This window comes from uncultured Methanobrevibacter sp., from assembly GCF_902771435.1.
GTDB lineage: Archaea > Methanobacteriota > Methanobacteria > Methanobacteriales > Methanobacteriaceae > Methanocatella.
This window is the reverse complement of sequence record NZ_CACXXB010000012.1, coordinates 31,609-55,982: the sequence shown is the minus strand read 5'-3', so window position 1 is coordinate 55,982 and position 24,374 is coordinate 31,609. Positions and strand designations below refer to the sequence as shown.

Annotated in this window: 31 protein-coding genes and 1 pseudogene; 11 read left to right on the top strand and 21 right to left on the bottom strand. The window is 37.2% G+C overall.

Annotated features, from left to right (window positions below; genetic code table 11):
• Nucleotides 1-242: pseudogene (locus QZU83_RS04630) on the top strand (MFS transporter); the annotation flags it as partial.
• Between the two features lie 80 nt (nucleotides 243-322).
• On the opposite strand, the gene QZU83_RS04625 reads toward QZU83_RS04630, so the two are convergent.
• The 5 genes from QZU83_RS04625 to QZU83_RS04605 are packed head-to-tail and all read right to left on the bottom strand — an operon-like array spanning nucleotide 323 to nucleotide 3,379.
• Complete coding sequence (locus QZU83_RS04625) at nucleotides 323-793, bottom strand: pyridoxamine 5'-phosphate oxidase family protein (protein WP_295610062.1); 471 nt, start codon at nucleotides 791-793, stop codon at nucleotides 323-325.
• Nucleotides 794-848: 55 nt separating this feature from the next.
• Nucleotides 849-1,577 carry a flavodoxin family protein gene (locus QZU83_RS04620; protein ID WP_295610061.1) on the bottom strand — a complete coding sequence of 243 codons (729 nt, stop codon included), beginning with the start codon at nucleotides 1,575-1,577 and terminating at the stop codon, nucleotides 849-851.
• Nucleotides 1,578-2,186, bottom strand: coding sequence for a GNAT family N-acetyltransferase (locus QZU83_RS04615; protein WP_295610059.1), 609 nt, complete (start codon nucleotides 2,184-2,186; stop codon nucleotides 1,578-1,580).
• A complete protein-coding gene (locus tag QZU83_RS04610; protein ID WP_295610057.1) occupies nucleotides 2,183-2,797 on the bottom strand; it encodes a TetR/AcrR family transcriptional regulator in 615 nt (204 codons plus the stop codon). Before QZU83_RS04610 ends, QZU83_RS04615 begins: the two co-directional genes overlap by 4 nt.
• 54 nt (nucleotides 2,798-2,851) lie before the next feature.
• Entirely contained in the window at nucleotides 2,852-3,379 is a 528-nt protein-coding gene (locus tag QZU83_RS04605; RefSeq protein ID WP_295610056.1) for a YgjV family protein, read from the bottom strand.
• Between the two features lie 41 nt (nucleotides 3,380-3,420).
• Between QZU83_RS04605 and QZU83_RS04600 the strand changes: the two genes are divergently transcribed.
• Together QZU83_RS04600 and QZU83_RS04595 are read left to right on the top strand one after the other, a co-directional pair.
• Nucleotides 3,421-3,987: a hypothetical protein gene (locus tag QZU83_RS04600; protein ID WP_295610054.1), complete on the top strand. Its 567-nt coding sequence runs from the start codon at nucleotides 3,421-3,423 to the stop codon at nucleotides 3,985-3,987.
• Nucleotides 3,988-4,011: 24 nt separating this feature from the next.
• Nucleotides 4,012-4,611, top strand: coding sequence for a hypothetical protein (locus tag QZU83_RS04595; protein WP_295610053.1), 600 nt, complete (start codon nucleotides 4,012-4,014; stop codon nucleotides 4,609-4,611).
• Between the two features lie 2 nt (nucleotides 4,612-4,613).
• Here the strand turns inward: QZU83_RS04595 and ung are convergent, their stop codons facing one another.
• Nucleotides 4,614-5,279 carry a uracil-DNA glycosylase gene (ung, locus tag QZU83_RS04590; protein ID WP_295610051.1) on the bottom strand — a complete coding sequence of 222 codons (666 nt, stop codon included), beginning with the start codon at nucleotides 5,277-5,279 and terminating at the stop codon, nucleotides 4,614-4,616.
• A 43-nt stretch (nucleotides 5,280-5,322) separates the two neighbouring features.
• Nucleotides 5,323-7,122, bottom strand: coding sequence for a DUF2207 domain-containing protein (locus QZU83_RS04585; protein ID WP_295610050.1), 1,800 nt, complete (start codon nucleotides 7,120-7,122; stop codon nucleotides 5,323-5,325).
• A 53-nt stretch (nucleotides 7,123-7,175) separates the two neighbouring features.
• Here QZU83_RS04585 and QZU83_RS04580 point away from each other — a divergent pair, with 53 nt between their 5' ends.
• Nucleotides 7,176-8,267 (top strand): acyltransferase, encoded by a 1,092-nt coding sequence (locus QZU83_RS04580; protein ID WP_295610049.1) that lies wholly within the window; start codon nucleotides 7,176-7,178, stop codon nucleotides 8,265-8,267.
• Here the strand turns inward: QZU83_RS04580 and QZU83_RS04575 are convergent.
• The 8 genes from QZU83_RS04575 to QZU83_RS04540 form a co-directional block, all read right to left on the bottom strand.
• Nucleotides 8,264-8,971: an alpha/beta hydrolase gene (locus QZU83_RS04575; RefSeq protein WP_295610047.1), complete on the bottom strand. Its 708-nt coding sequence runs from the start codon at nucleotides 8,969-8,971 to the stop codon at nucleotides 8,264-8,266. The two genes, QZU83_RS04580 and QZU83_RS04575, sit on opposite strands and share 4 nt — an antisense overlap.
• Nucleotides 8,972-8,975: 4 nt before the next feature.
• Complete coding sequence (locus QZU83_RS04570) at nucleotides 8,976-9,416, bottom strand: hypothetical protein (protein WP_295610046.1); 441 nt, start codon at nucleotides 9,414-9,416, stop codon at nucleotides 8,976-8,978.
• Between the two features lie 2 nt (nucleotides 9,417-9,418).
• Nucleotides 9,419-10,561, bottom strand: coding sequence for a toxic anion resistance protein (locus tag QZU83_RS04565; RefSeq protein ID WP_295610045.1), 1,143 nt, complete (start codon nucleotides 10,559-10,561; stop codon nucleotides 9,419-9,421).
• Between the two features lie 10 nt (nucleotides 10,562-10,571).
• Complete coding sequence (locus tag QZU83_RS04560; RefSeq protein WP_295610043.1) at nucleotides 10,572-11,168, bottom strand: zinc ribbon domain-containing protein; 597 nt, start codon at nucleotides 11,166-11,168, stop codon at nucleotides 10,572-10,574.
• On the bottom strand, nucleotides 11,161-12,075 hold the full coding sequence (locus QZU83_RS04555; protein WP_295610040.1) for a hypothetical protein: 915 nt from the start codon (nucleotides 12,073-12,075) through the stop codon (nucleotides 11,161-11,163). The genes QZU83_RS04560 and QZU83_RS04555 overlap by 8 nt, the downstream gene beginning before the upstream one ends.
• A 64-nt stretch (nucleotides 12,076-12,139) precedes the next feature.
• Complete coding sequence (dtd, locus tag QZU83_RS04550; protein ID WP_295610039.1) at nucleotides 12,140-12,583, bottom strand: D-aminoacyl-tRNA deacylase; 444 nt, start codon at nucleotides 12,581-12,583, stop codon at nucleotides 12,140-12,142.
• A complete protein-coding gene (gene sstT / locus QZU83_RS04545; protein ID WP_295610037.1) occupies nucleotides 12,580-13,824 on the bottom strand; it encodes a serine/threonine transporter SstT in 1,245 nt (414 codons plus the stop codon). Before sstT ends, dtd begins: the two co-directional genes overlap by 4 nt.
• 18 nt (nucleotides 13,825-13,842) lie before the next feature.
• Nucleotides 13,843-14,793 carry a malate dehydrogenase gene (locus tag QZU83_RS04540; protein ID WP_295610035.1) on the bottom strand — a complete coding sequence of 317 codons (951 nt, stop codon included), beginning with the start codon at nucleotides 14,791-14,793 and terminating at the stop codon, nucleotides 13,843-13,845.
• Between the two features lie 84 nt (nucleotides 14,794-14,877).
• On the opposite strand from QZU83_RS04540, the gene QZU83_RS04535 reads away from it, so the two are divergent.
• The 3 genes from QZU83_RS04535 to QZU83_RS04525 all read left to right on the top strand — a co-directional run bounded on the left by QZU83_RS04535 (nucleotide 14,878) and on the right by QZU83_RS04525 (nucleotide 17,408).
• Nucleotides 14,878-15,528 (top strand): hypothetical protein, encoded by a 651-nt coding sequence (locus QZU83_RS04535; protein ID WP_295610034.1) that lies wholly within the window; start codon nucleotides 14,878-14,880, stop codon nucleotides 15,526-15,528.
• A gap of 144 nt (nucleotides 15,529-15,672) precedes the next feature.
• Entirely contained in the window at nucleotides 15,673-16,470 is a 798-nt protein-coding gene (locus tag QZU83_RS04530) for an amidohydrolase family protein (RefSeq protein WP_295610032.1), read from the top strand.
• 170 nt (nucleotides 16,471-16,640) lie between these two features.
• A complete protein-coding gene (locus QZU83_RS04525) occupies nucleotides 16,641-17,408 on the top strand; it encodes a V4R domain-containing protein (RefSeq protein WP_295610030.1) in 768 nt (255 codons plus the stop codon).
• A 289-nt stretch (nucleotides 17,409-17,697) separates the two neighbouring features.
• Here QZU83_RS04525 and QZU83_RS04520 read toward each other — a convergent pair whose 3' ends face one another.
• From QZU83_RS04520 to QZU83_RS04505, 4 genes are read right to left on the bottom strand one after another with little or no spacing between them, the layout of a single operon-like run.
• Nucleotides 17,698-18,201, bottom strand: coding sequence for a GNAT family N-acetyltransferase (locus tag QZU83_RS04520; RefSeq protein ID WP_295610029.1), 504 nt, complete (start codon nucleotides 18,199-18,201; stop codon nucleotides 17,698-17,700).
• Nucleotides 18,191-18,616, bottom strand: a complete 426-nt coding sequence (locus tag QZU83_RS04515) for an NUDIX domain-containing protein (protein ID WP_295610027.1) — start codon at nucleotides 18,614-18,616, stop codon at nucleotides 18,191-18,193. The genes QZU83_RS04520 and QZU83_RS04515 overlap by 11 nt, the downstream gene beginning before the upstream one ends.
• 45 nt (nucleotides 18,617-18,661) lie before the next feature.
• Nucleotides 18,662-19,663: a GGGtGRT protein gene (locus QZU83_RS04510; RefSeq protein ID WP_295610026.1), complete on the bottom strand. Its 1,002-nt coding sequence runs from the start codon at nucleotides 19,661-19,663 to the stop codon at nucleotides 18,662-18,664.
• A 2-nt stretch (nucleotides 19,664-19,665) separates the two neighbouring features.
• A complete protein-coding gene (locus QZU83_RS04505; protein ID WP_295610025.1) occupies nucleotides 19,666-20,358 on the bottom strand; it encodes an iron-sulfur cluster assembly scaffold protein in 693 nt (230 codons plus the stop codon).
• A 144-nt stretch (nucleotides 20,359-20,502) separates the two neighbouring features.
• Between QZU83_RS04505 and QZU83_RS04500 the strand changes: the two genes are divergently transcribed.
• Together QZU83_RS04500 and QZU83_RS04495 are read left to right on the top strand one after the other, a co-directional pair.
• On the top strand, nucleotides 20,503-20,799 hold the full coding sequence (locus tag QZU83_RS04500) for a putative quinol monooxygenase (RefSeq protein ID WP_295610023.1): 297 nt from the start codon (nucleotides 20,503-20,505) through the stop codon (nucleotides 20,797-20,799).
• Nucleotides 20,800-20,820: 21 nt separating this feature from the next.
• Nucleotides 20,821-21,603, top strand: coding sequence for an NAD(+)/NADH kinase (locus tag QZU83_RS04495; RefSeq protein ID WP_295610022.1), 783 nt, complete (start codon nucleotides 20,821-20,823; stop codon nucleotides 21,601-21,603).
• Here QZU83_RS04495 and QZU83_RS04490 read toward each other — a convergent pair.
• Together QZU83_RS04490 and QZU83_RS04485 are read right to left on the bottom strand one after the other, a co-directional pair.
• On the bottom strand, nucleotides 21,596-21,835 hold the full coding sequence (locus tag QZU83_RS04490; protein WP_295610020.1) for a 4Fe-4S dicluster domain-containing protein: 240 nt from the start codon (nucleotides 21,833-21,835) through the stop codon (nucleotides 21,596-21,598). The genes QZU83_RS04495 and QZU83_RS04490 overlap by 8 nt on opposite strands.
• Nucleotides 21,836-21,964: 129 nt before the next feature.
• Nucleotides 21,965-22,507 carry a flavodoxin family protein gene (locus QZU83_RS04485; RefSeq protein ID WP_295610018.1) on the bottom strand — a complete coding sequence of 181 codons (543 nt, stop codon included), beginning with the start codon at nucleotides 22,505-22,507 and terminating at the stop codon, nucleotides 21,965-21,967.
• Between the two features lie 64 nt (nucleotides 22,508-22,571).
• Here QZU83_RS04485 and QZU83_RS04480 point away from each other — a divergent pair, with 64 nt between their 5' ends.
• Together QZU83_RS04480 and QZU83_RS04475 are read left to right on the top strand one after the other, a co-directional pair.
• Complete coding sequence (locus QZU83_RS04480; protein WP_295610016.1) at nucleotides 22,572-23,291, top strand: PD-(D/E)XK nuclease family protein; 720 nt, start codon at nucleotides 22,572-22,574, stop codon at nucleotides 23,289-23,291.
• Nucleotides 23,292-23,413: 122 nt separating this feature from the next.
• Entirely contained in the window at nucleotides 23,414-24,193 is a 780-nt protein-coding gene (locus QZU83_RS04475) for a class I SAM-dependent methyltransferase (RefSeq protein WP_295610014.1), read from the top strand.
• Nucleotides 24,194-24,374: the final 181 nt, after the last annotated feature.

Below are 24,374 nucleotides of genomic sequence, written 5' to 3'. Positions count from 1 at the left end.
CCGCATCAGCTTCACAGGCAACAATGAGGACAATAGGCCAGACCATGAGCTTAGGACTTCTAACACTTGTCTTTGCTTGGGTTATGGGCAGCCTGGAACTGGCTCCGCAATATGCAGGCATGATTGTACAGGCATCACAAATAATCTGTCTGATATGTACAATAGCATGCATTCTTTCAGTATTCGCATCACTTGTTGGAATTAAATCAAGCGACAAGTTCAATACTGACAGACCACATTGATAGTATTTTTTACTATCAATTTTTCTTTTTTTAATGCTTTAAAAACACCAATGAAATGTTTTGCTTTACTTAAAAAATAGCTATTTTTCCTGGACAACCTTTCCGCTCATATGGTCAACGGTAATCTCAAAGACCTCAGTTCTGTCTAAAAGGCGATTGATCTCATCCACGGTTTCTTCATGAGTTGGAAAGAACTTATCTCCCAAATAGGTAAGTGCCTCTATCTTTTCATCCTTATCCGTTAATGTTTTGATTTTACCGAAGACTATGACACTCTTAAATGTATACCACCAGCTGTCAGCGGCTTTAACACCTTCATCCATGACACAATAGGAGCATTTGGAATGGTTCTTGACCGCATCATTTTTATGACCCTTTTGAGATCCATGGAAATATATCCTGCCGTTAACATAAACATGACTCATCGGAAGAGCATAAGGATAGTCATAATCACCCAGAAGTGCCAAAACCCCTCTTGGCTGACTGGTCAATATCTCTTCACATTCCTCTTTTGTGAGCTGCTGGCCTTTTCTTCTCATATTTCTAAACATGATATTATATCTAACCGAAGGTACTAAAATAGATATATCTTCAAAACAGGTGATTTTACATTACTCTTTTTAGTATTGCAAACATTATTTTTGAAAATGTCTTTTTTATTATTCCCAGTTTTACTTCAGGTGCAAAATCGTGGTTTACCAAACCTGTTTCCTGCCAGTATTTTTTATCCGCTTCGATAGGGTCATCCACAAGCGCCATCCTTTTCCAGACATCGTAAAATATGATGTCCATGAATTTTGGGGAATGCAATTTTTCTGATTCAACATCCTCTCTGAATTTAATGGCAACCTTGTCAATAGCTTTTTTGTCCAGCGAATCTTTTCCGCCACACCTGAAAGCGAGTTTATATACCTTATTTACTCCCCAGTGCCTTAACGTTTCATCCATATATTTGGCGGTGTCATTGTGTCCTGCTCCAGCAGTTGTTACAACCACCAGCGCCTTTTTTGTGAAAAATGCTGGCCGGTGGTAAAAATAGGCAGTATGGTCAAAGAAATTCTTCAAAAGTCCTGTTACATTCATTGCATATACAGGAGATGCCATTATGATTGCATCAGCATTCAGCATCTTCTCCACAATCGGATTGACGATATCATAGTGGGGACACTTTTCCTCCCCTTCCATTATGCATTTAAAGCATCCGTTGCATGGGGGAATTTTTTCCTTAATGAGATGAATTTCTTCAAAATCTCCATTTAAGCTTTTTTTAACCTGCTTTACAACTGCCCATGTATTTTTCTTTCTTGGAGAACCGTTTATTATTACATATTTCATTTAAACACCTAACTGACCTTCCAATACTAATTTTTCCCTATATTCAAATTGCCTGTCAAACTCATCAACTTCATCCACGTCAACATCGAACACATCAGGATTATGGAAAACAGCCAATTCTCCTGAGAGTTCATCTTCATCAAACACTTTTATCATGAAAAACGGATTTTCCTCTTCCGTATCAGTTCCGTCAAGGTAAATGTTATATCGTGACGCCGATACAAAGCCGAATCGTTCATAATAGTTTTCATCACCTATTACGAATACATATGGATAATCCTTTGCCAAATCAAGAGTGTAACTTATCAGCTGTGTTCCCAGACCCTGATTTTGGTAATCCTTTGCAACGGCTACAGGCCCCAGTACAACAGCATCTGTGGTTTGGTTTTCAAAGAGAAGATATCCCTTAGAATAATTGATGTGGGCTACGATTTTAGAGTCCTTTTCAATGACATATGCCATATTGTCTATGAAACTTTCATCATCCCTTAAATGGTGCACGATGAAGTGTTCAAAAGCGCCCGGACGATATATGTTCCAGAAAGAATCCCTAACCATCTTTTCAACTTCCAGATAATCATCTTCCCTTTCAAGTCTCATCTGCATCATATCCCTCCGGTTTTTACTGAATCAAATATTATTCTTGCATGCTTTTTTGTCTTTTCCATGAATTCGTTGTAGAATTTCCCGTCATCTTCCGGGTAATTGAGGATGAAGTGCTCATATAAGAGAAACATTCCATAATAGAAAAATGACTCTGACAGCTGTCTAACGTCACAGTCCCGTTCAATCATGTTTTTCTCCTTCATCAGATTAAATAATTCTATCCAGCCGTTTACCGGAGCTTCAATGATTGCGATTTTAAGGAAGTTTCTCACATCGTCATTGTGATATGACTCTATCAGCATCAGCCTTGTTATCTTCATCATCTTTTCTTCTTTGAGCTTTGTGAGAAACGCAGCGCAACCCGCATTGTAGAAATAGTCAAATCCTTGGTCGAGATTAAGGCTTGCCTGCTCAATTGGTATTTCATCGCTGACCATCTCTTCAACATAATAATCCAGAATAGCTTTTAGAATTGCCTGCTTATTTTGATAATGGTTATATATTGAGCTTTCCCTGATTCCAACTTCTCCGGCAATTTGTCTTATTGAAACGCCGTCATATCCGAACTGTGAGAAGAGATCTATTGACACTTCAAGAATCCTGTTTTTAGTCATTTAACGAACACCTGTTAGTTTACATTAACATTTTGGATTTCAGGATATATAAAACTAACGAGTGTTAGTATGATTTTCATCCCAAATCAGTTTGAAAAATGACACAAGACCAATGACAGCAGTTATTGTTTCGATGATTGAAGATGAAAAATCAAGGATAGCTATGAAATAAACAATGTAGAAGAACTCGTTTACTATGAAGCTGAGTTTAATCCATTTTATCTGCTTGAGCGCATAGTTGCAGATTGTAATCTGGACGATTGCAATAATCGGCAAAAGCCCTATGAATCCCATTGTATTCACCATCAGCCCCAAAACCACAGACAAGACTATGAAAAATACAGTCCATCTTAAGGTCAATTTGTCATAGTAAACCATCAGATTTCTTGCGGAGGCTATTGCCAATGTAGTTACTCCGGTCCAGGAATAAAAGAAGAATGATGATATCATCAGGACAAATGCGTTCAGGAACTGATGCTTATATGCTTTCTTTTCATCATTGACCACCATGCTTAAAATCAGAAAAATTCCCGCAACAAATGATATTGCATTTCCTATGATGATATTGACTGGCAGATTCATTAATTATAACATTTATATTTTTTAAAATAAATAGTAAACTTATGGAAATTACGGCAAGTGAGATGAAAAGGTCTATTGAAAAAATATATGAAAGGCTTGACAGTGTAAGCCCAGTTGACTTTGACTGCGGAAAACTCTGCGGAGAAGTATGCTGCGTTTATGATGCTGAGGATTACAGGAATGAAGAACTGGCACTGTATTTGCTTCCCGGCGAAGAGCTTATGTATGAAGACTCTGAAGACTTTGAGCTTTACTATATCGATTCATCAGAAATCAAATATCCCCACTCATGGAAGGGTCAGATTTATCTTGTAAAATGCACAAATCCGCCAAAATGCGACAGATCAATAAGGCCTATTCAATGCAGGACATTTCCACTGATACCTCACTTGGACAAGAAGGGAGAGTTCCATCTTATTTTCGACGAGTCCGAATTTCCCTACAAATGCCCTATTGTCCATGACCACATTAAGCTGAATGATGATTTTGTAAAAACCACATATGAAATATGGATGATGCTTATTGCAAATCCGCTGGTTTACGATCTGGTTGATATGGACTCCCGAATGAGAGACAACAGAAAAGTTGACTATGAGATAGTTATATAACTGTCTTTAACACATACTAATACCATGATTAAAAAACTTTTCATGATTCTGCTTGCAGTTCTAATTTTAATGAATGCCGTGAATGCTGTAGATTCATCCAATTGGACAAATGCAACCGTAGGCTATGAAACATTCAAAATACCTCCCCAGTATGAAAATCCATACCAAAGCGACTTCCACATGTATGAATTTGATGAGGACATTGACGTATTTACAATCAGATTCGTCAATCCAAACATAATGAGCCTGTACGGTTATTTCATAGAGCATAATTCTTTTGTCAAAAAGGTCAAAGTTTCAGGCCATGATGCAGTTCATTTCATGAGCTATGACGATGAGACTAACCAAAACAAATCAAAATTATGGTTTTCAGCCGGTGAGGAATTCTACTACATCACATGGATTGGAGAAAAGATAACCCCCGAGATTAAGGAGGTAGTCAAAAGCTGCTCAGATTCAAAGTATTCACATGACGAGTTTTATGACATTCTAAGAGAAGAGTTCAACAACTATAAGATTGTAAATTCAATTGAATCCCAAAGATATGATTATCCAACCGACAATAAGCATCACTCATTCTACTCTGTCGGCACAAACGGATTCAGCGTTGGAGTTGTCAATTAGAATTATTTCTCCAAACTCCAATCTATTTCTTCAATGTTGTTTTTCTTTAAAAATTCGTTTGCCAATTTGAAATGGTTGGATCCCAAAAAACCACGCCTTGCTGAAAATGGGGAAGGATGTGAAGTTATTAAAACCAGATGATTCGGATTTTTCAAAAGCTCCTTTTTCTTTTCAGCCTGTTTTCCCCATAGCATGAAAACCATTGGCTGCGGCTGCTGGTTTAAAATCCTTATAACGTTATCAGTGAAAGTCTGCCATCCGCATTTGCTGTGGGAGTTTGCATTACCTTCCTCAACTGTCAAAACGGTATTGAGCAGGAATACGCCCTGTTTTGCCCAATCTTCAAGACATCCTGATTCTGGAATTGCATAGCCATATTCTGCGTTGATTTCCTTAAAAATATTTTTTAGAGACCTTGGGATTGGTCTTCCTTCAGGTGTTGAAAATGCAAGACCGTGTGCCTGTCCCTCTTCATGATATGGGTCCTGGCCCAGGATAACCACTTTAACATTTTGAAGACTTGTCAGCCTGAATGCATTGAAGATTTCCCCGTAAGGAGGATAAATTGTTTTTGTTTCATATTCCTTATCAATGAAATCCATTATCTTTAAAAAATATTGCTTTTGAAATTCATCTTCCAGAACTGAATCCCATTCATTTCCAATCATAAAATTCACCACATATTTTAAATGTAATTGACGTTTAGAGAAGCTAAAATGCTCCTCCGCCTCCACCTCCGGATCCTCCTCCGAAGCTTCCGAAGCCACCTGAACCTGATGAGGAATTTGTGCTGTATGCACTGTAATAGCTATGGTAGAAACAGTTGTATCCATAATAGTGATAGAGGAACACACCGTCATTCATGCTGACATTAGGCACATGTAGATCCATGGCTTTTTCAACACTTTTAGCTACTCCAAGAGAGGTTCCATATATCAAATACTTTTTCCAAATGACTATTGATTCCGGAGGGTGTTCGTTAATTAAACTGTTGTCTTTTAAGAATTTCTTAAAGTTTATCCATTTTAGATAGATAACACGGCCTTCTTTAGTCCATTTTCCGAAAACATCATCGCGCCTAGACAACATGAAATATGAAAATGCCGCCAATATGATTCCGATGATGAACAGCTCAAATCCTCTTGAAAAGTCAGTAAACAGGAATATCACAACGAAAACAATACTCAAACCAATACCCAAAAAGCCTATCAGAGCGGCTAAAGTAGTGCCCGTATCATTAAAATACCTGTTTTTAACATCATCAGTGAAATATTCATTCTCAACAGCTTCTTTCCAATCATCAAAATTATTCATAAACCATTCAGCATTGCTTTTGCTTTTCATTCGCTTTTTAAGATTGCTCAAGTTTAAAACATCGTTATTTGCAAAATGTGCAATAATATTAACGACAATCTTTTCTCCCATATCCAAGTTAATGGAGGTATCCTCAATTGTCAGCAGCAGATTGTCATTTTCTTTTTTAATGGAAAATGCTCCTCTGTCTATCAAATCCATTATTGTAGCTTCAAATCCTCTGATGTTTGGTTCGCCGAATGTACTATTATCAATCATGGCATTAACAACTGCAGGAGAGTCATCTGTTGGAGGCTCCCTTTCATAAATCCCTTCATAGTCAACCTTAGGTTCCCTTCCATATTTAAGATATGTTCCTATCAATGAAAAAGGAACAAAGATAAGGGCCATTGCTTCAAAAATGGATGTGACTGAATTCCAGAAATTATTGGAATTAATGCTGTCCTCCAGATTTTTCAAAATCATCTCACGGCCATCCTCGTTTACATGCTTAGCATATGGGGATGATGAGAAATCACCAACCGGCATCAAAACAAGCAGTTCCCAAATTTGGCCTTTGGAAATATAATTTGACTGTGCATTAATCTCATTGCCGTTTAATGAACTGGAATAGGTCAGATCTTCAGGATTTAAATAATATTCATTTCCAGTATTGTTCGGCAGTGACACGTGTACTGAAACATCATCCACGCCTACATCCCATTCATCACCCCATAACTTATATTGCAATGCACCTACATCATTAAATACTGTTACGACATTTCTCATGTCATATTCTATATAAACTGTAACGCTGCAGTCGCTGATTTTTTGGGTGTGGGCCTTATCGGCATATAGATATATTTTCAAATGCTGTTTTCCGTCTTCAGTTGTCTGCTGCAGGACAGGATAGGCTCCTTTAGCTGAAACCTTTACATTTTCAATGCTTTCCCCTTCCTTTAGGGGGATGTCCCTGTAGACTCCATTGAAGGTTCCATCAAAATTGTAGTCATAGGCTTCCCTTACATGAAGCAGACCGCTGGTCAATACATCCAAATCTATATCTGCGTGTGTGATTGAATATGAATCCTCTGCACTTACAACCGCAATTGTCGAGAATAAAATTAGAAACAGTGCAAGTGTCAAAAACACTTTTTTAAGATTTTTCCCAAAAGCTCTTTCCAAATAATTTCCATCCATGAACTTATCTATATTCATTAAATTAATTAAAATTTTTTATAATTCATTTTACATATATCTTACATGATAATATGAATAAATCTAAAAGAATCTTCTATTTGGATGTTATGCGACTGATGGCAATTATCGGAATTATATTCTGCCATGCATCAATAACATATGTCGTGTCCGATATGGGGACAGCCAACTTTTACGTTTCAGCATTTTTTGACTGTTTTAGAGACTTTTGTGTGCCTATTTTTGTAATGTTGAGCGGAGCACTGCTTATAGGTAAAAGGGATTCGTTGATTACATTTTTTAAAAAGAGACTGTCAAGGATATTGATTCCGTTCATATTCTGGGCTGCAATATCCACCATATATTCATTCATCTATCTTAAACATTCTATTGACATTGACAATGCAATAGCCATATTTTCAGGCCATGGCGGAACAATGGGAGTGACATTCTGGTTTATCTGGATGATAATCATTGTCTATATCGGAATATTCATCATCAATAAGGTTCTTGAGTACGGAAATTCAAAAATAGATGGATTTGATGGGAAATTCATCCCAGTTTTAGCGTTAATGTCAGCAATATATATCGGAATGTTTCAATTCCGTTTACTCCCTGCGATATTTTATGATTCCCTTCTGATGTACTATCTCTCATTTGTTTCATATGCGATAATAGGGCATTTCCTGGTAAACGCCAATTACCTTGAATCTTTTGTTAAAACAGATTATCTTGTAATAATATTTACAGTCCTGTCTGCAATATTGTACATCAACTACATATGCAGCTATGTTGTTCCAACATCAATTTTAAATAATCATTTTACATATCTGGGATATTTCAACATTCATATACTTATGATTTCAGTTTCCATATTCCTGATGATAAAATTCATGTCTTATACTGAAATATCCAAAAAAATAGAAAAAAGCAAGTATGGTGACAGCATAGTCCTATTAAGCCAGTATAGCTACGGCATTTATCTGAGCCACTACCTGGTCTTATTCAATTTGAAAAGATTTATTATGAACTATATAGATTATGCCAGCCAGAATTCAATAATATGGATTCCACTATTGGTAATAATTACACTGATAAGTTCTTTTATAATATTATGGATTCTAAATAAGATTCCGTATCTAAAAAAGGTAACCGGTGCAAATTAGCTGTTAACCTTAATGAAATTGATTATTGCATCAACAGTCTGGTTCTGTTGGTTTTCTGCTGTAATATTGGCCTTTCCGTCACCTGACTGATTTCCGTAATATGCAAACTGGGCATGATTACCTCCCTTGATGATGACTTCAGTGAAATTGCCCTTTATCAGTGGTTTGGCTGCCTCGTATTTTACCTTATTCAAAGCATTATCATTTGATCCATAAACTGACAAAACAGGTTTGGAGATTTTTTCTGTCGGATAGGCTGCTAAAAGAATCACACCGTCAGTATTGTTTGTTGCATTGACATATGCGGAGGCCACTACCCCTCCTAAGGAATGGCCTGCGATGAAATAATGGTCATAGGATGAATTATTCATTATGCTGTCGGCACTGTTCTGACCGAAAAATGCTATATTGAACGGCATTTCCACAAGATAACAGTCAATGCCCCTATTGGCCAGATTGATTAACATCGGAAGATATGATGTATACTCCACTTTTCCACCAGGATAAAATATTACTGCTGAATCATTACCACTTCCATCCAAAAACAGCCCGTTGGATGTTTTAACCACACTGACATTTGAAGTTCCATTCAGCATGTCTGTAGCTGTTTTTTCGGCGTGATTATAATCCGCCAGATAGAAAATTCCATATCCCAAAATCAATAGAAAAACAATTACAATAGCTATCTTAATTTTTTTGTTCATGATTTCACAACACCGCAATTAAAAATATTATGAATATTACAATTATGCACAGACAGCAGCCCAAATTAGTTTTGAGGTTGTCGTTTTGTTGAGTGGCATTAGCTTTTGACAAATCGGTTGTCTGGATAATGTATTTTTCTTCATTATCATATACATCCGCAAGTTTAACTGCAACCCAAAATGACCTTATTATACTTATGAAATACAGCAATAAGGCTAAAAGCAGAATTAAACTGCTTGGACTGTAAAAATTCAAATTGGGATCGCCGAATCTGGCATAGTAAATGAAATATAAAAACCATGGCAGTTCATATGCTACAAACTCCAAAAGCCAATTCCTGTTGTTGTGAGATACTGCAATATAAAGAAATCCGAATCCATTCAGAAAGGGTATGAATGAAAGGATTACCCACCATGACCTTTTTATTTTTTCAAAAGCATTCATACTTATTCAAGTAAATCATTATTTCCTGTTTCGATTTTTTCAACTACTTTTTGACCTTCATCAGCCATGCCGCTGAACAAATCAATGGTTTCTTTCATTTTAGGAAGTGCTTGTTCTTTATATGTGCTAACATCTTCAATAGCCTGAAGAGCTTCTGCAAATGATGCTTTCAAGACTTCCGGTGATATCATTGTCTCTGCACTGTGTTTTTGAATTTCGCTTCCCTGTTCCTTGAGCATGTGTGAAGTTGTCTCAATGATGTTTTCAGTGGTTGAATTGAGAATGTTAATCTTATCCATTACAAGTTTTTGGTCATATAATGCACTTGCAACCATCACTGCTGTTCTTAAAGCTGAAACAGTAACGTTTTTAGCCCTGTTTACACCTCTTATAAGTTCCTTGTTGTTTCTTCTGATTACATTAAGTGAAACAATTCCCTGTTGGTTTACAACAATCATCTGCTGCATGTCCATGATTCTTTGCCTGAGAGGGAACAGAATTTCTTCACGTACGAATGCAATCTTGTCAGGTGAAACGTTATTCAGTTCAGCCTCCTGGATTTGGGCTTCAATGGATTCGTCCATCTTCTTACCTAATTCAATGTCTGCCAGCAGTTTGTTGGTGACTTGTCTTAAATAGTTTTCCTCATTTAAAAGTGTGGTATTGTCATTTTGAAGAACTTTGGCACTGTTATCCAATGATTTGATAATGTTTGAGATTGCAACTTCCGCCTTTTCATATTTTTCAAAGTATTTTCTGACAGGATTCAGCAAATTGCCCAACATTCCCTTTTTGGCAAAGTCAACTTTGCTTGGATCCAAATCCTTCATTTGCCTGTCAAGTTCTGCCAATTTTTCACCGATGTTTTCTGCATCGCTGCTGCCTTTGGATAAATCCACAAATCTGGTGGCCAGCATTTCGTTTCTGGCAGCGGATTTGGACATGTCCTCCATACCGAAGTTGTCCAGAGGTTTCATGATGCCCTCACGCTCTTGAGGATTGTTCAAATCGGCGTCAAATATTGCAGTTGCATTGTCTTGGGCCTGATTTTTCAAATTGGAGTTTTCCAATTTTACTTCTTCCTCTTTTATGGTATTTTCAACGTCATTTTTGATTTCATCTATATCTAATGAGAATTCTGCCATTCTATCACCATCAATCTAAAAATTCAATGTCACTTCTGTCAATTTCATAAGTATAATTCTTAACTGTCTTTCCGCTTTTTTCCACTTCAACGGTTATATGGTCAGGATCGGGTTTTTTATATGTATCGAAAAACGCAAAGGTTGAGGGATAGTCTGAATATTCTTTTGAATATATGTTTGAAAGACTATCTACCTCCTGGCCTAACCTTGTTCCATTATTATCATAATATGTTGTTTTAACTATATAACCTTCAAAATTTGAAGGAAGTTTTGTAAAAAATGCATGAGTGGATAATGAATAACTTGTCTTATTGTCATAGTCAAACGAATATCCGCTGACTTCAGTAATTGTCATTTCTATATCTTCAACGGTGGAAGAGTCATTTCCGCCGTTTCCTCCCAGTCCTATGCTAAGCAACACTCCTGCACCTGCAATAATTACAATAGCTATCAGCACCAGAAATATTTTTCCATTTGAAAATATTCCATCGTTTTTTGTAGCTGACGGGCGGGCCTGCTCATCTTCAAAGAAATCATATCCGCAGTTCGGGCAGAAATGTGCTTGAATCGGAACCTCATCACCACATTCAGGACACTTTTTACTCATTTGAATCACCATTATAATCCTTTACAGAATCAATCAAATCTTCCATATCATCCAGTAAAACTTTTACTTCATCCTTGGAATCCGAATTGATGTTTACAACCAGTTCATTTGTCAAATCCTCAATCTGATTAATAATTTTTTTCATATTACTGATTTTGTTTTCAAGCTCTCCCCTGATTCTTGGAGTATCTTCAACGGCCAGGTTTACAATGTTTCTTGCTGAATCCGCCTCCTGATAAAACAGTTTATGGCAGCTGTCAATCATTGCCATGAATTTGTCATAGGTAATCTGTGGAGGTTCGAACTTCTTTTCTATTAACTGCTTTACAACCTTTTCCTTAACCTCAAAGACTATCTCCAAATCATTGACCTTATGTTCGTATTCCTTCAATGAAACAGGTGATGTTTTCTCCACTCCTGCTTCACCGGCATTTGAGGTATTTTTCTCCACTTTAGGTTTTTTGGATACTTTTTTAACGCTTTTTTCATAATTTTTCAGGTTGAATATCCAGTATGATGCAATTAACGGGAGAACTAAAAACACTAAAAGAATCACCATTGGAATAAGGCTCCTATTATGGAATAAAACGACGGATATGCTTAGCAGAACAGTATAATACAATCCGAAAAGCCATGGCAGAGATTCGTGAACTAAAAGTACATCTGAAATAGTTCCATATCCTCTTTTTAGCTTGATTTTTGATGCCGCTTTTGATTCGGGAGCATACTGCATTATTTCATCTTCAGTCAAAATGCCTTCACGGGGCTCGATAATGTATCTGACATCCGATAGCGTTTCAACGCAGCTGATTAAATTCCCCTCACAGTCATAGGCTTTGGAATTTTCTATGAGAAGCGGCGTAGTCAGCCGTTTAATTTCCTGTGCTTTGGTGATTCCATTTGACATTAGCTTTTCCTCATTAAATATTATATATTATACTTGCTTTTAAAGTTATGTATATAACATGTTACTAATCATCATATTCCTTTTCAAGTATTATTGTTACAGGACCGTTATTCAATAAATCCACCTTCATGAATGCTCCAAATACGCCTGTTTCGACTTCAACATATTCACGACATTTATCGGTGAAGTAATCAAACAGTTCAGTTGCCTTATCCGGAGCCAGGGCCCTATGAAATGAAGGTCTGTATTTTTTAACTTTGCCGTATAATGTGAACTGCGGAACCAAAAGCAACTTTCCTCCAATGTCAAGTACAGATCGATTCATCTTTCCGTCATCATCGGGAAATACTCTCAGTTTCGCCAGTTTTCGGGCAAGATAGTCTGCTTCTTTTGTGGTGTCATTTTCGCCGAAGCCCACCAAAGCCATCAGTCCTTCATCTATTTTACCGGTGATTTCACCATCCACTTCTACGCTTGCATGCGCGACCCTTTGAACTACTAATTTCATTTTGCAAATTCTCCCAGGAAATTCATTGGTTCTCCTTTTTTCATTCTGTCATGATATTCTGCTGTGGCTGAAAACAGAGCGTCCCCTGCTGAGTTGAGTGCTGTTTCACATGAATCCTGAATCACACCTATGATGAAACCTACTGCAACGGCCTGCATGGAAATGTCTGGACTGATTCCGAATAATGAACATGCCATTGGAATAAGCAACAGTGACCCCCCTGCAATTCCGGAAGCTCCGCATGCTCCTGCTGTTGAAATAATACACAGGATAATTGTAACAGGCAGTGGAACTGAAATTCCAATGGTGTGACAGACTGCAAGAGTCATGACTGTAATTGTTACGGCAGCCCCTTCCATGTTGATTGTTGCACCTAACGGAATACTGATGGAGAAGAAATCCCTGTCAAGGCCTAAACGTTCACACAATTGCATGTTGACCGGAATATTTGCAGCCGAACTTCTTGAGAAAAATGCAGTCAAACCACTTTCCCGCAGGCATGTTAACACCAATGGGTACGGATTGCGTCTGATTGCAACTGCTGAAATCAAAGGATCTGTTACGAATGCGACAAAAGCAATGCAGCCAACCAACAGCAAAATCAACTGGCCGTATTGTGTAAATATTGCAAGTCCACTTTCGCTGACTGATTTGAACACCAGCCCCATTATACCAATAGGAGCACATTGAATAATTCCCCGTACAACTTTGGTAACCGCATTGGCAATGTCGGTTATTACATCCTTTGTTGTATCACTTGCAACAATTTTAAGGGCAATACCAAATACGATTGACCAGAACAGTATTCCCAGATATTGACCCTCAGAAATCAAATCAATCGGATTGGTGAATATTGTCTTGATCATGTCAGACATTACCTCAGCAATTCCAGTCGGTGCTGCAGTGGCATTAGCTGCCCCTGAAAGGTGAATTGACACTGGAAATATTGTAGAGAATAAAATTGCAACCATTGCAGACAAAAATGTACTAAACAAATAAAGAACAATAACTGTTTTAAATCTATCTCCTATACCACTTTTCGCTTTTGAAATAGCAGAAATTACCAATACAAATACTAAAATAGGAGCAATAGCTTTAAGGGCACTTACAAATAATTCCCCTGGAAAGCCTATAAATGTCCATTGAGGAACTGCAACACCCAAAATTGCACCTATAATTAAACCAATTAGAATTTTTAAAATAAGACTTGATTCAGTCCATTTTTTAAGAAATCTTTCCATATTAACACAACATAATCATTATTCATATAGGGACTGCAAAACTTCATCTGTAGTTTCCTTTACAATCTTTGCAGCTTCCCTGAATTCATGAAGTTCAAAGTCGTTCATATGAATCGGAACAATCATGGCGATGCCTCTTTTTGATAAAACGGCCGGTACGCCCAATGATACATTCCAAACATCTCCGACTTCACCTTCCAGATAGTTTGAAACGGTTAAAACTTTATGTGAATCAGTGATTATTGTTGAAATTAAGTTAGAAATAGCATAAGATGGACCATATTCAGTGGCCCCTTTTTTGGATATTATTGTATTTCCTGCTCTTTTAAGTCTTGTAACCAGTCTTGGAACTTCCATATCCACAGATTTTACGAAATATTTTAAAGGGATACCCCCAATAGTTGTTGAACTTAAAAGTGGCACCATATGGTCACCATGTTCTCCGATGACACGTGTATGTACCTCTGAACTGTTGATGTTAATCTGTCTTGAGAAATATGCCTTAAGTCTTAAAGAATCAAGGTGATTTCCGATACCTATGACTCTTCTTTTGTCAAAGCCTGAAGACTTAAGTGCTACTGTTGTCATTACATCAACAGGATTTGTAGCAACTAAAATTATTGCATCAGGAGCATGTATTGATATTTCCTTTGCATATCTGTCAACTATTTTGGCGTTAGGCAGTGCCAAATCACGCCTGTTCATCCCTTCCTCACGGGGAATTCCCGCAGTAATAAGAACAATAGCAGAATTTTTCAGATCCTGAAAATCTGATGATGGTGATAATCTGCAGTCGATGTCTTCGGCAGCCAGTGCATCATACATATCGAATGATTCTCCCCTTGCCTTTTCGACACTTTCGGGTCTTGCAAACAACACAATCTCATCAACTGTATCTGCTCTTGCCAAGGTAAATGCAACGTTTTTACCTATTACTCCAGTTGACCCCATAATACTTACTTTTACCATAGTTATTATATTGTGTTTTTAAATAAAAAAAACTTACTACTTTTTATAGTTTAAAATATTAATTTTTATATAATTGGTGAAATCATGGAAGATAAGGAACTTAAACTAGAAACAAAATGCTATGATGCTAATGAATACGGATACCTGTACGGATTGAACAAAATGATACCCGATGAGGAGTTTGAAAAAGTAAAGCCATATTTCAGGAAATTCAAGAGAATGGATTTTGTGGAAGGAAATGTCCAGGTTACAGGAAGGCCTGAAGGATGGAGATGCCTTGAAAAGGATGTTGCAAAGGTAGAGGAAATATTGGGAATTACAAATACACTTGAAAAAAGACAAAACAAGGTAAAGGAAGCATTTGCGGACCCTATTAAAAAAGCCAATCTTAAGGACAAATCATATGAATGGCTAAAAATTCTTTTCGAAAAAACAGGAACAAGGCCAGAACAGGACCTCTCAAGACTTGCCATACATTCAACCAAAATGTACGACCCGGAGGACAGCTTCAAAAACGGATATGAAAATGGAGAAGGAGAATTGTTCATCTACACTCCTCATGGAATGTGGTATATCATCAACAACTGCGGTGAATTTTCAGATTTGAGCCTGAACAATGTTAAAACACCCTATGGAGGTGCTGTCGGCCATAGACTGATGTATGAAGATTTGGTTGACAGATTGATTAGAATATATACTGAAGAAAATGAGTACAGTGGAAAACAGTTATTCTAATCTTCATCCACTATCAACAATACCTTCTTCTAAATTCACCTAATTTCTTTTTCACATCTAAAGAAAGTTGAATTTGCAGGCATTAAATATTTTATACATTAATGACTAATATCTTAATTGAATATATTAAGGTGGTTTAATTATATGCAAAAAATCATAAATGCACACTGTCACATTTATCCGGATAAAATAGCGGAAAAAGCGGTAATGGGAATTAGAGATTTCTATGATTTGGACATGTCCCTGAACGGTAAATTGGATGATTTGATAAGGGACGGCAATAAAGTAGGAGTGACACACTATCTGGTCCATTCCGTTGCAACAACACCAAAACAGGTGAAGTCAATAAATGAATTTATCGCCGAGGCCGTGAATACTCATCCAGACATATTTACCGGATTCGGTACACTTCATCCAGACAGCGAGGACATTCAGGGGGATTTTGACTATCTCATAGAGCTTGGACTCAAGGGAGTGAAGGTTCATCCTGATTTCCAGCAGTTTGCAATGAATGAGGAACGTGCATTTAAAATAGGTGAAGTTGTAAGCAAAGGCAAGGTTCCTATGCTGGTGCACTGCGGTGATTTCAGATACAACTATTCAAATCCTGAACAAATCAAACCATTTTTGGAAAAGTTTCCAGACATTACATTCATAGGAGCTCACTTTGCAGGATGGAGCGTATGGGAAGATGCAACCCGCCAATTGGCAGGAACACCAAATCTATATGTCGACTTAAGCTCCAGCCTATATGATCTAAGTCCCGAAACTGCATTGGAACTGATTCATGCATATGGTTCAGACAGGGTTCTATGGGGAACAGACTATCCGATGTGGGAATCAGACAGCGAAATGGCATATTTCAATAAAATTGATTTGACAGACGAAGAAAGGTCTCAAATCCTTTATGATAATGCGGCCAAGATTTTGAATCTTGACTAACTTATTCAACTTTTTTTAATTTTTCTCATTTTATTTAACTTACTAAAATTTAGTATTTATTTAATTTAACTGTTAAGATTAACCTAAACTAATTTTAAAGCATTATACAAACATTTATATATTAAATAAGCACTTATATTAATTAAAATTTAGTTTTTAGGAGGCACACTATGACCACCTCAAACCCGATTCAGATTATATTAAATGAAAATAAAAAAGGCCGACCCATGGTTGGCATTGACATCATCAAAAGCCCAATGAAATATGAGATTCTAGACTTGCTGAAGGATGATGAAATGAACTTCGAGGAAATTGTTGAGAATACATCAAAATCCAAGGCAAGCGTATCAATGCACCTGAGGGATTTGAGAAAGGAAGGAATTGTGAACTACAAGGCAGATCCAAGCGATAATAGAAAAAAGATATTTTATTTAAATGCAGATTATTTGGGCTCAATCGATTCAAACAATATTAAAAAAACTCATGAAAACCAAACCAAACATCTGATTGATGAATTCATTGACAACGGCGATATAGAATATGTGGTTCTGCTTACTCATACATTCAAATCACTGCTGATGGAATTTGGGATGGACATTTCACCTGTCCTTCAGAAAATGGGAAACTACATTGGAGAATACCTGTTCAGCCAAATATATGATGAAGATCTGGATATTTTTATGGACAACATTTCATCCTACTGGCAAAAGAACAATCTAGGCAAAATATACTTTGAACTTGACAACAAAATTAGAATAACATGCCTTGACTGCTTTGAATCCATTAAAGTTCCAAAATCAGGAATGCCAATTTGCAATATTGAAAAGGGAATGTTTGAAACATTATTTAATCAATACTTTAAATTCGATTTGAATATTGAAGAGATAATGTGCTATTCCATGGGGGATGACAAATGCGTTTACGAGCTTCAACCTTAACTGTTTAGTTCAATATTAACTATTCATAATTTAAATCCATTTTTATATGATACCAACCTATATTAAACTGATAGTATGACAAAAGCCTTGAAAGCATTCATTGACATATATGACTGACACACTAAAGTGAGATAATTGAAATCCTTCTTAGACCTAACCGTTTTTGTGGAAGTCATCAAATGCATCAGATTTGAAAAGCTAATTAAAACCTCTCATACTATCAAAAAAAACTCCAAACACATTGCAACCAAAATTGGTTGGAATAAAAAAAAGAAAAGGGATGCTAATACTATTTGCATCCCTGTTCCCCTATAAACGTTAATCTCATCTGATTCCAGACCTCACCGCCATGAGCAGATTCACTGATACCCTCATTGACGAATCCGAATTTTAAATAGAACTCCACCATCTCTTTTTTACAGGTTAAAACAACCCCCAACCGTTTTTCCCATCTGGCCTGGCTGATAAAACAGTTCATCAATTTGGACGCATACCCTTGCCCCCTATAATCGGGATGGGTATTGAGGCCAAAAATCATCTGCCAGTCCCCATCCTCATCATGAAGCCCTGCGTTTTCATACATCTCATCGGTCAAATCGGCGTCACTGGTGCAGAATCCGTCAACAAATGCAACCAGCTTATCATCCAAAAACAGTAGCAAAAAGTGATTTGGATATACCCTTAACCTTTCCTTGAACTCATGGACTGTTGCGGCTTCATTTACCGGGAAGCATTCAAGTTCAAGATTGGCTATATCCTCTAAATCATCACATGTTGCTTTTCTAATTATCATTTTTTCCAAAAGCTTCAACGGCAGGCGGTGTCAGCAAACCTTTTGAAATCATATCTTCGACTTCATCATAGCCGAACCATCCGTAATCATCATGCTCTTCGCTGATTGTAACCTCATCGCTTTGGCAGGTTACTTTCATAATCAATTGAATTGATTTTACTTCCTCATTGGTTTTGCATGCGGTATAATCTCTTCTGACAACATTCAAAAGCTCATCCACATCCACTTCCAGACCGGTTTCCTCAAGGTATTCCCTTTTAAGTGCATTGTCAAAATATTCGCATTTCTTAACTTTGCCGCCAGGAATTTCCCATCTTCCGGCATCATGAGCGGATTTTGATCTGATTTTTAAAAGCAAAACTTTACCGTCATATTCGCATATTCCACGAACGGCCATTCCCCACATTGTAGCCATAATATAACTTCCTAAAAAAAAGAGTGTAAAAGGGAGTGAAATCCCTTATTTTTTCATTGCCTTTTCAACAGCAACAGCTACTGCTACTGAAGCTCCAACCATCGGGTTGTTTCCCATACCGATTAGTCCCATCATTTCCACGTGGGCAGGCACAGAAGATGAACCTGCAAACTGGGCATCGGAGTGCATTCTTCCCAAAGTATCTGTCATACCGTAGGAAGCAGGTCCTGCAGCCATGTTGTCCGGGTGCAGGGTTCTTCCGGTTCCTCCACCGGATGCTACTGAGAAGTACTTTTTGCCCTGAATCATGCATTCCTTCTTGTATGTTCCTGCTACAGGATGCTGGAAACGTGTTGGATTGGTTGAGTTACCAGTAATTGATACATCAACGCCTTCCAAATGCATAATGGCTACACCTTCACGTACATCATCAGCACCATAGCATCTTACCTTAGCCCTTTCACCGTCAGAGTATGCTTTTTCTTTAACTACCTTTACTTCTCCTGTAAAGTAGTCGAATTCTGTTTCAACATGAGTGAATCCGTTGATTCTTGAAATGATTAATGCCGCATCCTTTCCAAGACCGTTTAAAATTACCCTCAAAGGTTTTTCTCTGACTTCATTTGCTGAGTTTGCAATACCGATTGCTCCTTCTGCAGCTGCAAAACTTTCATGACCTGCAAGAAATGCGAAACATTCACTTTCATCACTTAAAAGCATTGATGCGAGGTTTCCATGTCCCAATCCCACTTGCCTGTCATCGGCTACACTTCCAGGAATACAGAATGCCTGCAGACCTTCACCGATTGCCTTTGCAGCGTCTGATGCTTTTGTGCATCCCTGCTTTACTGCAATTGCGGCTCCGAGTGTGTATGCCCAGCAAGCGTTTTCAAAACAGATTGGCTGAACCCCTTTTACAATATCATATGGGTCAAAACCTTTGTCAAGACAAATCTGTTTGGCTTCTTCAAGGTCCTTGATGCCGTATTTTTCCAAAACCGGAATGATTTGTGCAATCCTTCTTTCATAACTTTCAAATAATGCCATAATCATTCACTCCTTGGGTCTATTTTTTTAGCCGCATCATCGAATCTTCCGTATTGGCCTGTTGCATTATCAATCGCTTCCATAGGGTCAACGCCATCTTTTATCTGATCCAACATTACGCCTAAGTTAATGTATTTGTATCCAATGATTTCATCGTCTTCGTCAAGTCCGATTTCTGTAATGTATCCTTCGGTGAGTTCCAGATATCTCGGACCTTTTTCTTTGGTTGAGTAGATTGTTCCCACTTGGCTCCTGTGGCCTTTTCCCAAATCCTCAAGTCCGGCACCTATTTGAAGGCCACCTTCTGAAAATGCGGACTGGGTTCTTCCATAAACAATCTGTAAGAATAATTCGCGCATTGCTGTGTTGATTGCATCGCACACCAAATCAGTGTTCAATGCTTCGAGGATTGTTTTTCCGACAAGAATCTCACCTGCCATAGCTGCTGAGTGAGTCATACCTGAACAACCCAATGTTTCAACCAATGCCTCTTCAATAATACCTTCTTTAACATTTAATGTCAGTTTGCAGCATCCTTGTTGCGGTGCACACCAACCTATACCATGGGTAAAACCGGAAATATCTCCAATCTGCTTTGCTTTTACCCACTTTCCCTCTTCAGGAATTGGAGCAGGGTCATGATTTGCACCCTTGCGAACAAGACACATGTTTTCAATTTCTGTTGAATATATCATCATCTTTCTCCAAAAGTTTTTACTACTTTTATATATCTGTTTTTTAATTAATGTATTTTTGGAAAAAATCATGAAATATATTTTTTACATTTTATGGATATTATTAAGTATAATGAAATGTATAAAGATTTTTAGGTGAAAGTTATGGATTTCATACTCGTTTTAGCAAATATTGAACCTAAAGATGGTTGTCAGGATAGCATTATCGAAGTTTCAAAAGAGCTAATTGAAGAATCTTTACTTGAAGAAGGCAATATTGAGTATCGATTACTACAACCTATTGACAAAGACACATTAACATTTGTCGAAAAATGGGAATCTTTAGAAGCTTTAAAAAAACATATGGGTTCTCCTCACTTTTTAAACTTTTCAGAAGAAAGTGGAGAATTTGTTAAAGATATGACAATTCAAGTTATAGGTGCTGATGAATTAAACCTATAATTTTTTTATTTTTTGAGTACCATGAAAATATTCATTTATACTAATTTTGAAAAAGAAATAACCGCCAAAACCAAAAACAAGCTAATCTCCATTTCAAAAAAACTAGATTTCGAAATCACTGACGAAATTTCCGACTGCGACATGATCATTTCAATAGGAGGAGACGGAACATTTCTCGAATCATCACATAAATCATACGAAAAGCCGCTGATAGGAATAAACACTGGAACTTTGGGATATCTGACTGAAATCAATCCTGAGGATATTGAAAATGCCCTTGAAAGTATTCTGGACGGAAAATACTACATCGAAAGGAGAATGATGGTTGAAGGAGAAATAGTCAAACCTTCAGGTGACGTCATTGAAATACCTCCCGCACTGAATGAAATCGCAATATCAAAAAATGCATTCGGAGTCGTTAGGTTCAATGTGCTTGTCAATGAAAAAGTGATATATTCATATACTGCTGACGGAATTCTCGTTTGCACACCGACAGGCTCAACAGCATACAACCTCTCCTGCGGAGGCCCCATAGTAGACCCGACTGCACATATCATCACGCTAACACCGATAGCTCCACATACAGTAATCAACAGAAGCATTGTACTTGCCGACGATTCAACTGTCGAGATTGAAATCACAGAACTGAGGGAAAATACATCATCTTACGTATTATATGACAGCCATCCAATAGAGGTATTCAGCGGAGACATTGTAAGAATCAGAAAATCAGACAGAATTACAAAAATAATTAAAATTGAAAATACTAGCTTTATCGACACAATTCGAGAAAATATCAGTTAACGGTAATGCAGTCATTAGGGCAAATTGCCATGCACACCTTGCAGCTTTTGCATACCTGGGCGTCACGAACGGTCGATTTATTATCAACAAGTATCAAAACATTGTTCGGACAGGCTATTGAGCATTTCTCACAGCCGTCACATTCCCCTATGTTAATGTCAATGTGTGAGTCCTCAACTACCTCTTCCTTTTTATCCTTTTTTCCTCTTTTGAATAATGAACCTAAACCCATAATTGTAGTTTATTTAAAATAGTAATTAAAAGTATCTAAACTTTGAATTTTTAGAGAAATTCCACATATTCAAGAAAAAATAGCATTATCAAAAAAAAAATGAGTATAGATTAGAATTTTAATTCCAATCTAGAATTTTAAACCTAATTCGTAAGCTTCTTTTAATTTGTCCTCTTGTTCTTCAGCCACAATTCCAGCAGGACCTGCACTGCCCGCATCGACATGACCTATTACTTCATATCCCATGAATGTGAATGGTGAGAATTTTGTCTGTTCAATGTAGTCTGCATAGGTTCCTTCCGGTTGATTTTCAGTAAATATCAAAGCTGCCTTACCGGATAGGCTTTTATCAGGGTTTTGTCCGACAGCATAGAATCTGTCGATAATCAGTTTTCCCTGTGCTGACATTTGACCATAGTAGATAGGTGTTGCAAAGATTACACCGTCGGCTGCTACAAGCTCATCAATGATTTTGTTTCCATCGTCTGCCCTTATACATTCAGGATTTTCAGCGCAGTGCATGCATGCCTTACATGGTGCGATTTCACATTTTTCGAGATAGAATTTTTCGACTTCCCCACCGTTTTCTTCAATTCCTTTAATCATTTCATCCATCAATACGTCACAGTTTCCGCCTTTACGAGGGCTTGCCTGAAGTGCTACAATTTTCATTTTACTACTCTCCTTTTATTAGTTATACTAATATATTTTAAAAAGATTATATAAATATTAACTTATGAGATTATCAAAGTCAAAAGTCAACACATATCTCAAGTGTCCTTTGGAGTTTAAATTCCAATACATAGATGAAATCGAAACCGAACCGAATAAGTACATGATTTTAGGTAGCGACGTTCATCTCATTGCCGAAAAGTTCTCGGAGAAATTCGGAGATGATTTGAGTGATGTTGACATTGACAATGAACTTATAAAAATTGCCTATGAGCAGGGCATCGGTCATATTTATGACCATGTGGATAATCTTGGCGTATTTTTCAAAAAGGCATTTGTTGAAAACAACTACAAGCTGTTTTGTCAGGAAGAATACATTATCGATGAGGAAAATCGCTTTTCGGGAATCTGCGACATCATACTGGAGGATGAAAATGGGGAGCTGGTTGTCATCGACTATAAAACAAGCAATTCCAGTTCATTTCACAAGTATCGCCGTGAATTGTGCTATTATAAGTTACTTGTTGAACACGTATACGAAAAGCCTGTCAGACATGTAGGAATATTCTTTACAAGAAACGGCCGTTTAAGATTATTGGAAGTTTCAAATGAGGACAACAAACGCAAATACCTCAATGACGGAGAAATCCAGGAAGCCGTTGAAACATTGCGTGAAGTAAGGACCAAAATCAACAATGGGGAATTTCCGGCCCGAAGGCAATACCTGTGCAGGCACTGTACCTACAGACATCTCTGTGAAGACGATTTCTATTTTTTCAGATGAATTCTTAATGATGAACTTATGAAAATTTTTTTATTTTCTAAAAAATTTAGGCATGCCTAAAAATTTATATAGTTTATCAACATACTATAAATTAAACTTAATTCAAAAATGGAGGAAAACTTATGAATTTAGAAGGCGTAGAAAAGACAATGCTTTTAACATTATTTGCAAAAGCAAAGCATTCACAAGAGAAAAATCATAAATTCTATGATTCAAAAGCCATAGAAGTTATATCAAAAGTCGATTACGATTTTAGCAAAGCGGAAAAGGATACCCAAATGCAGTTTGGAACAATTTCAAGGACAATCGTTTTGGATAAAATGGTAGGCGACTACATAAGTGCCCATCCAGAATGCACAGTCGTGAACATCGCTTCAGGAATGGATACAAGATTCAACAGGCTTGACAACGGAAGGATAAACTGGTACAATGTGGACCTGGAGAATTCAGCAAGCTACAGGTTGAAATATATAGAAGACACTGAAAGGGTGAAAACTCTTGCATATTCCGCAATGGATCCCAACTGGGCTGATGAAATCATCATAAGAAATGATGTCCTGTTCATAGTTGAAGGCCTGACAATGTATTTGAACCAAAGGGATGTTGAGGACATCTTAAACATAATTGATGCAAACTTTGACAAATGCACAGTTTTCATGGAAATAATGCCCCCTGCATCTGTCAAAAAAACAAAGGAGGTATCAATTGAAGATACTGACACAAAATTCACATGGGGCGTTGACAAAGGCCATGAACTAACAAAATTCAACGGCAACTTCAAATGGATAAGGGATGTTAATCTCTTCGATGGATCCAATGTCTATAAACCTATTACCAGACTGTTTACCTGGATTCCACCTATAAGAAACAGAATGGACTATATTGCAGTCCTGGAAAAATAGAAATTATTAATTTTAAACATTTAAAATCCCCAATTAAAACCTGGGGATGAACCAATTTTTTTTCAAAAATAATATTACCAGAGAAACATGATATGACCGCAATAATTTTAAAGAGACGTGCACATATCATGACACTAGCTAAGTTTTAGATAATTTTTCTTAATCGAACTTTTAATTTTAT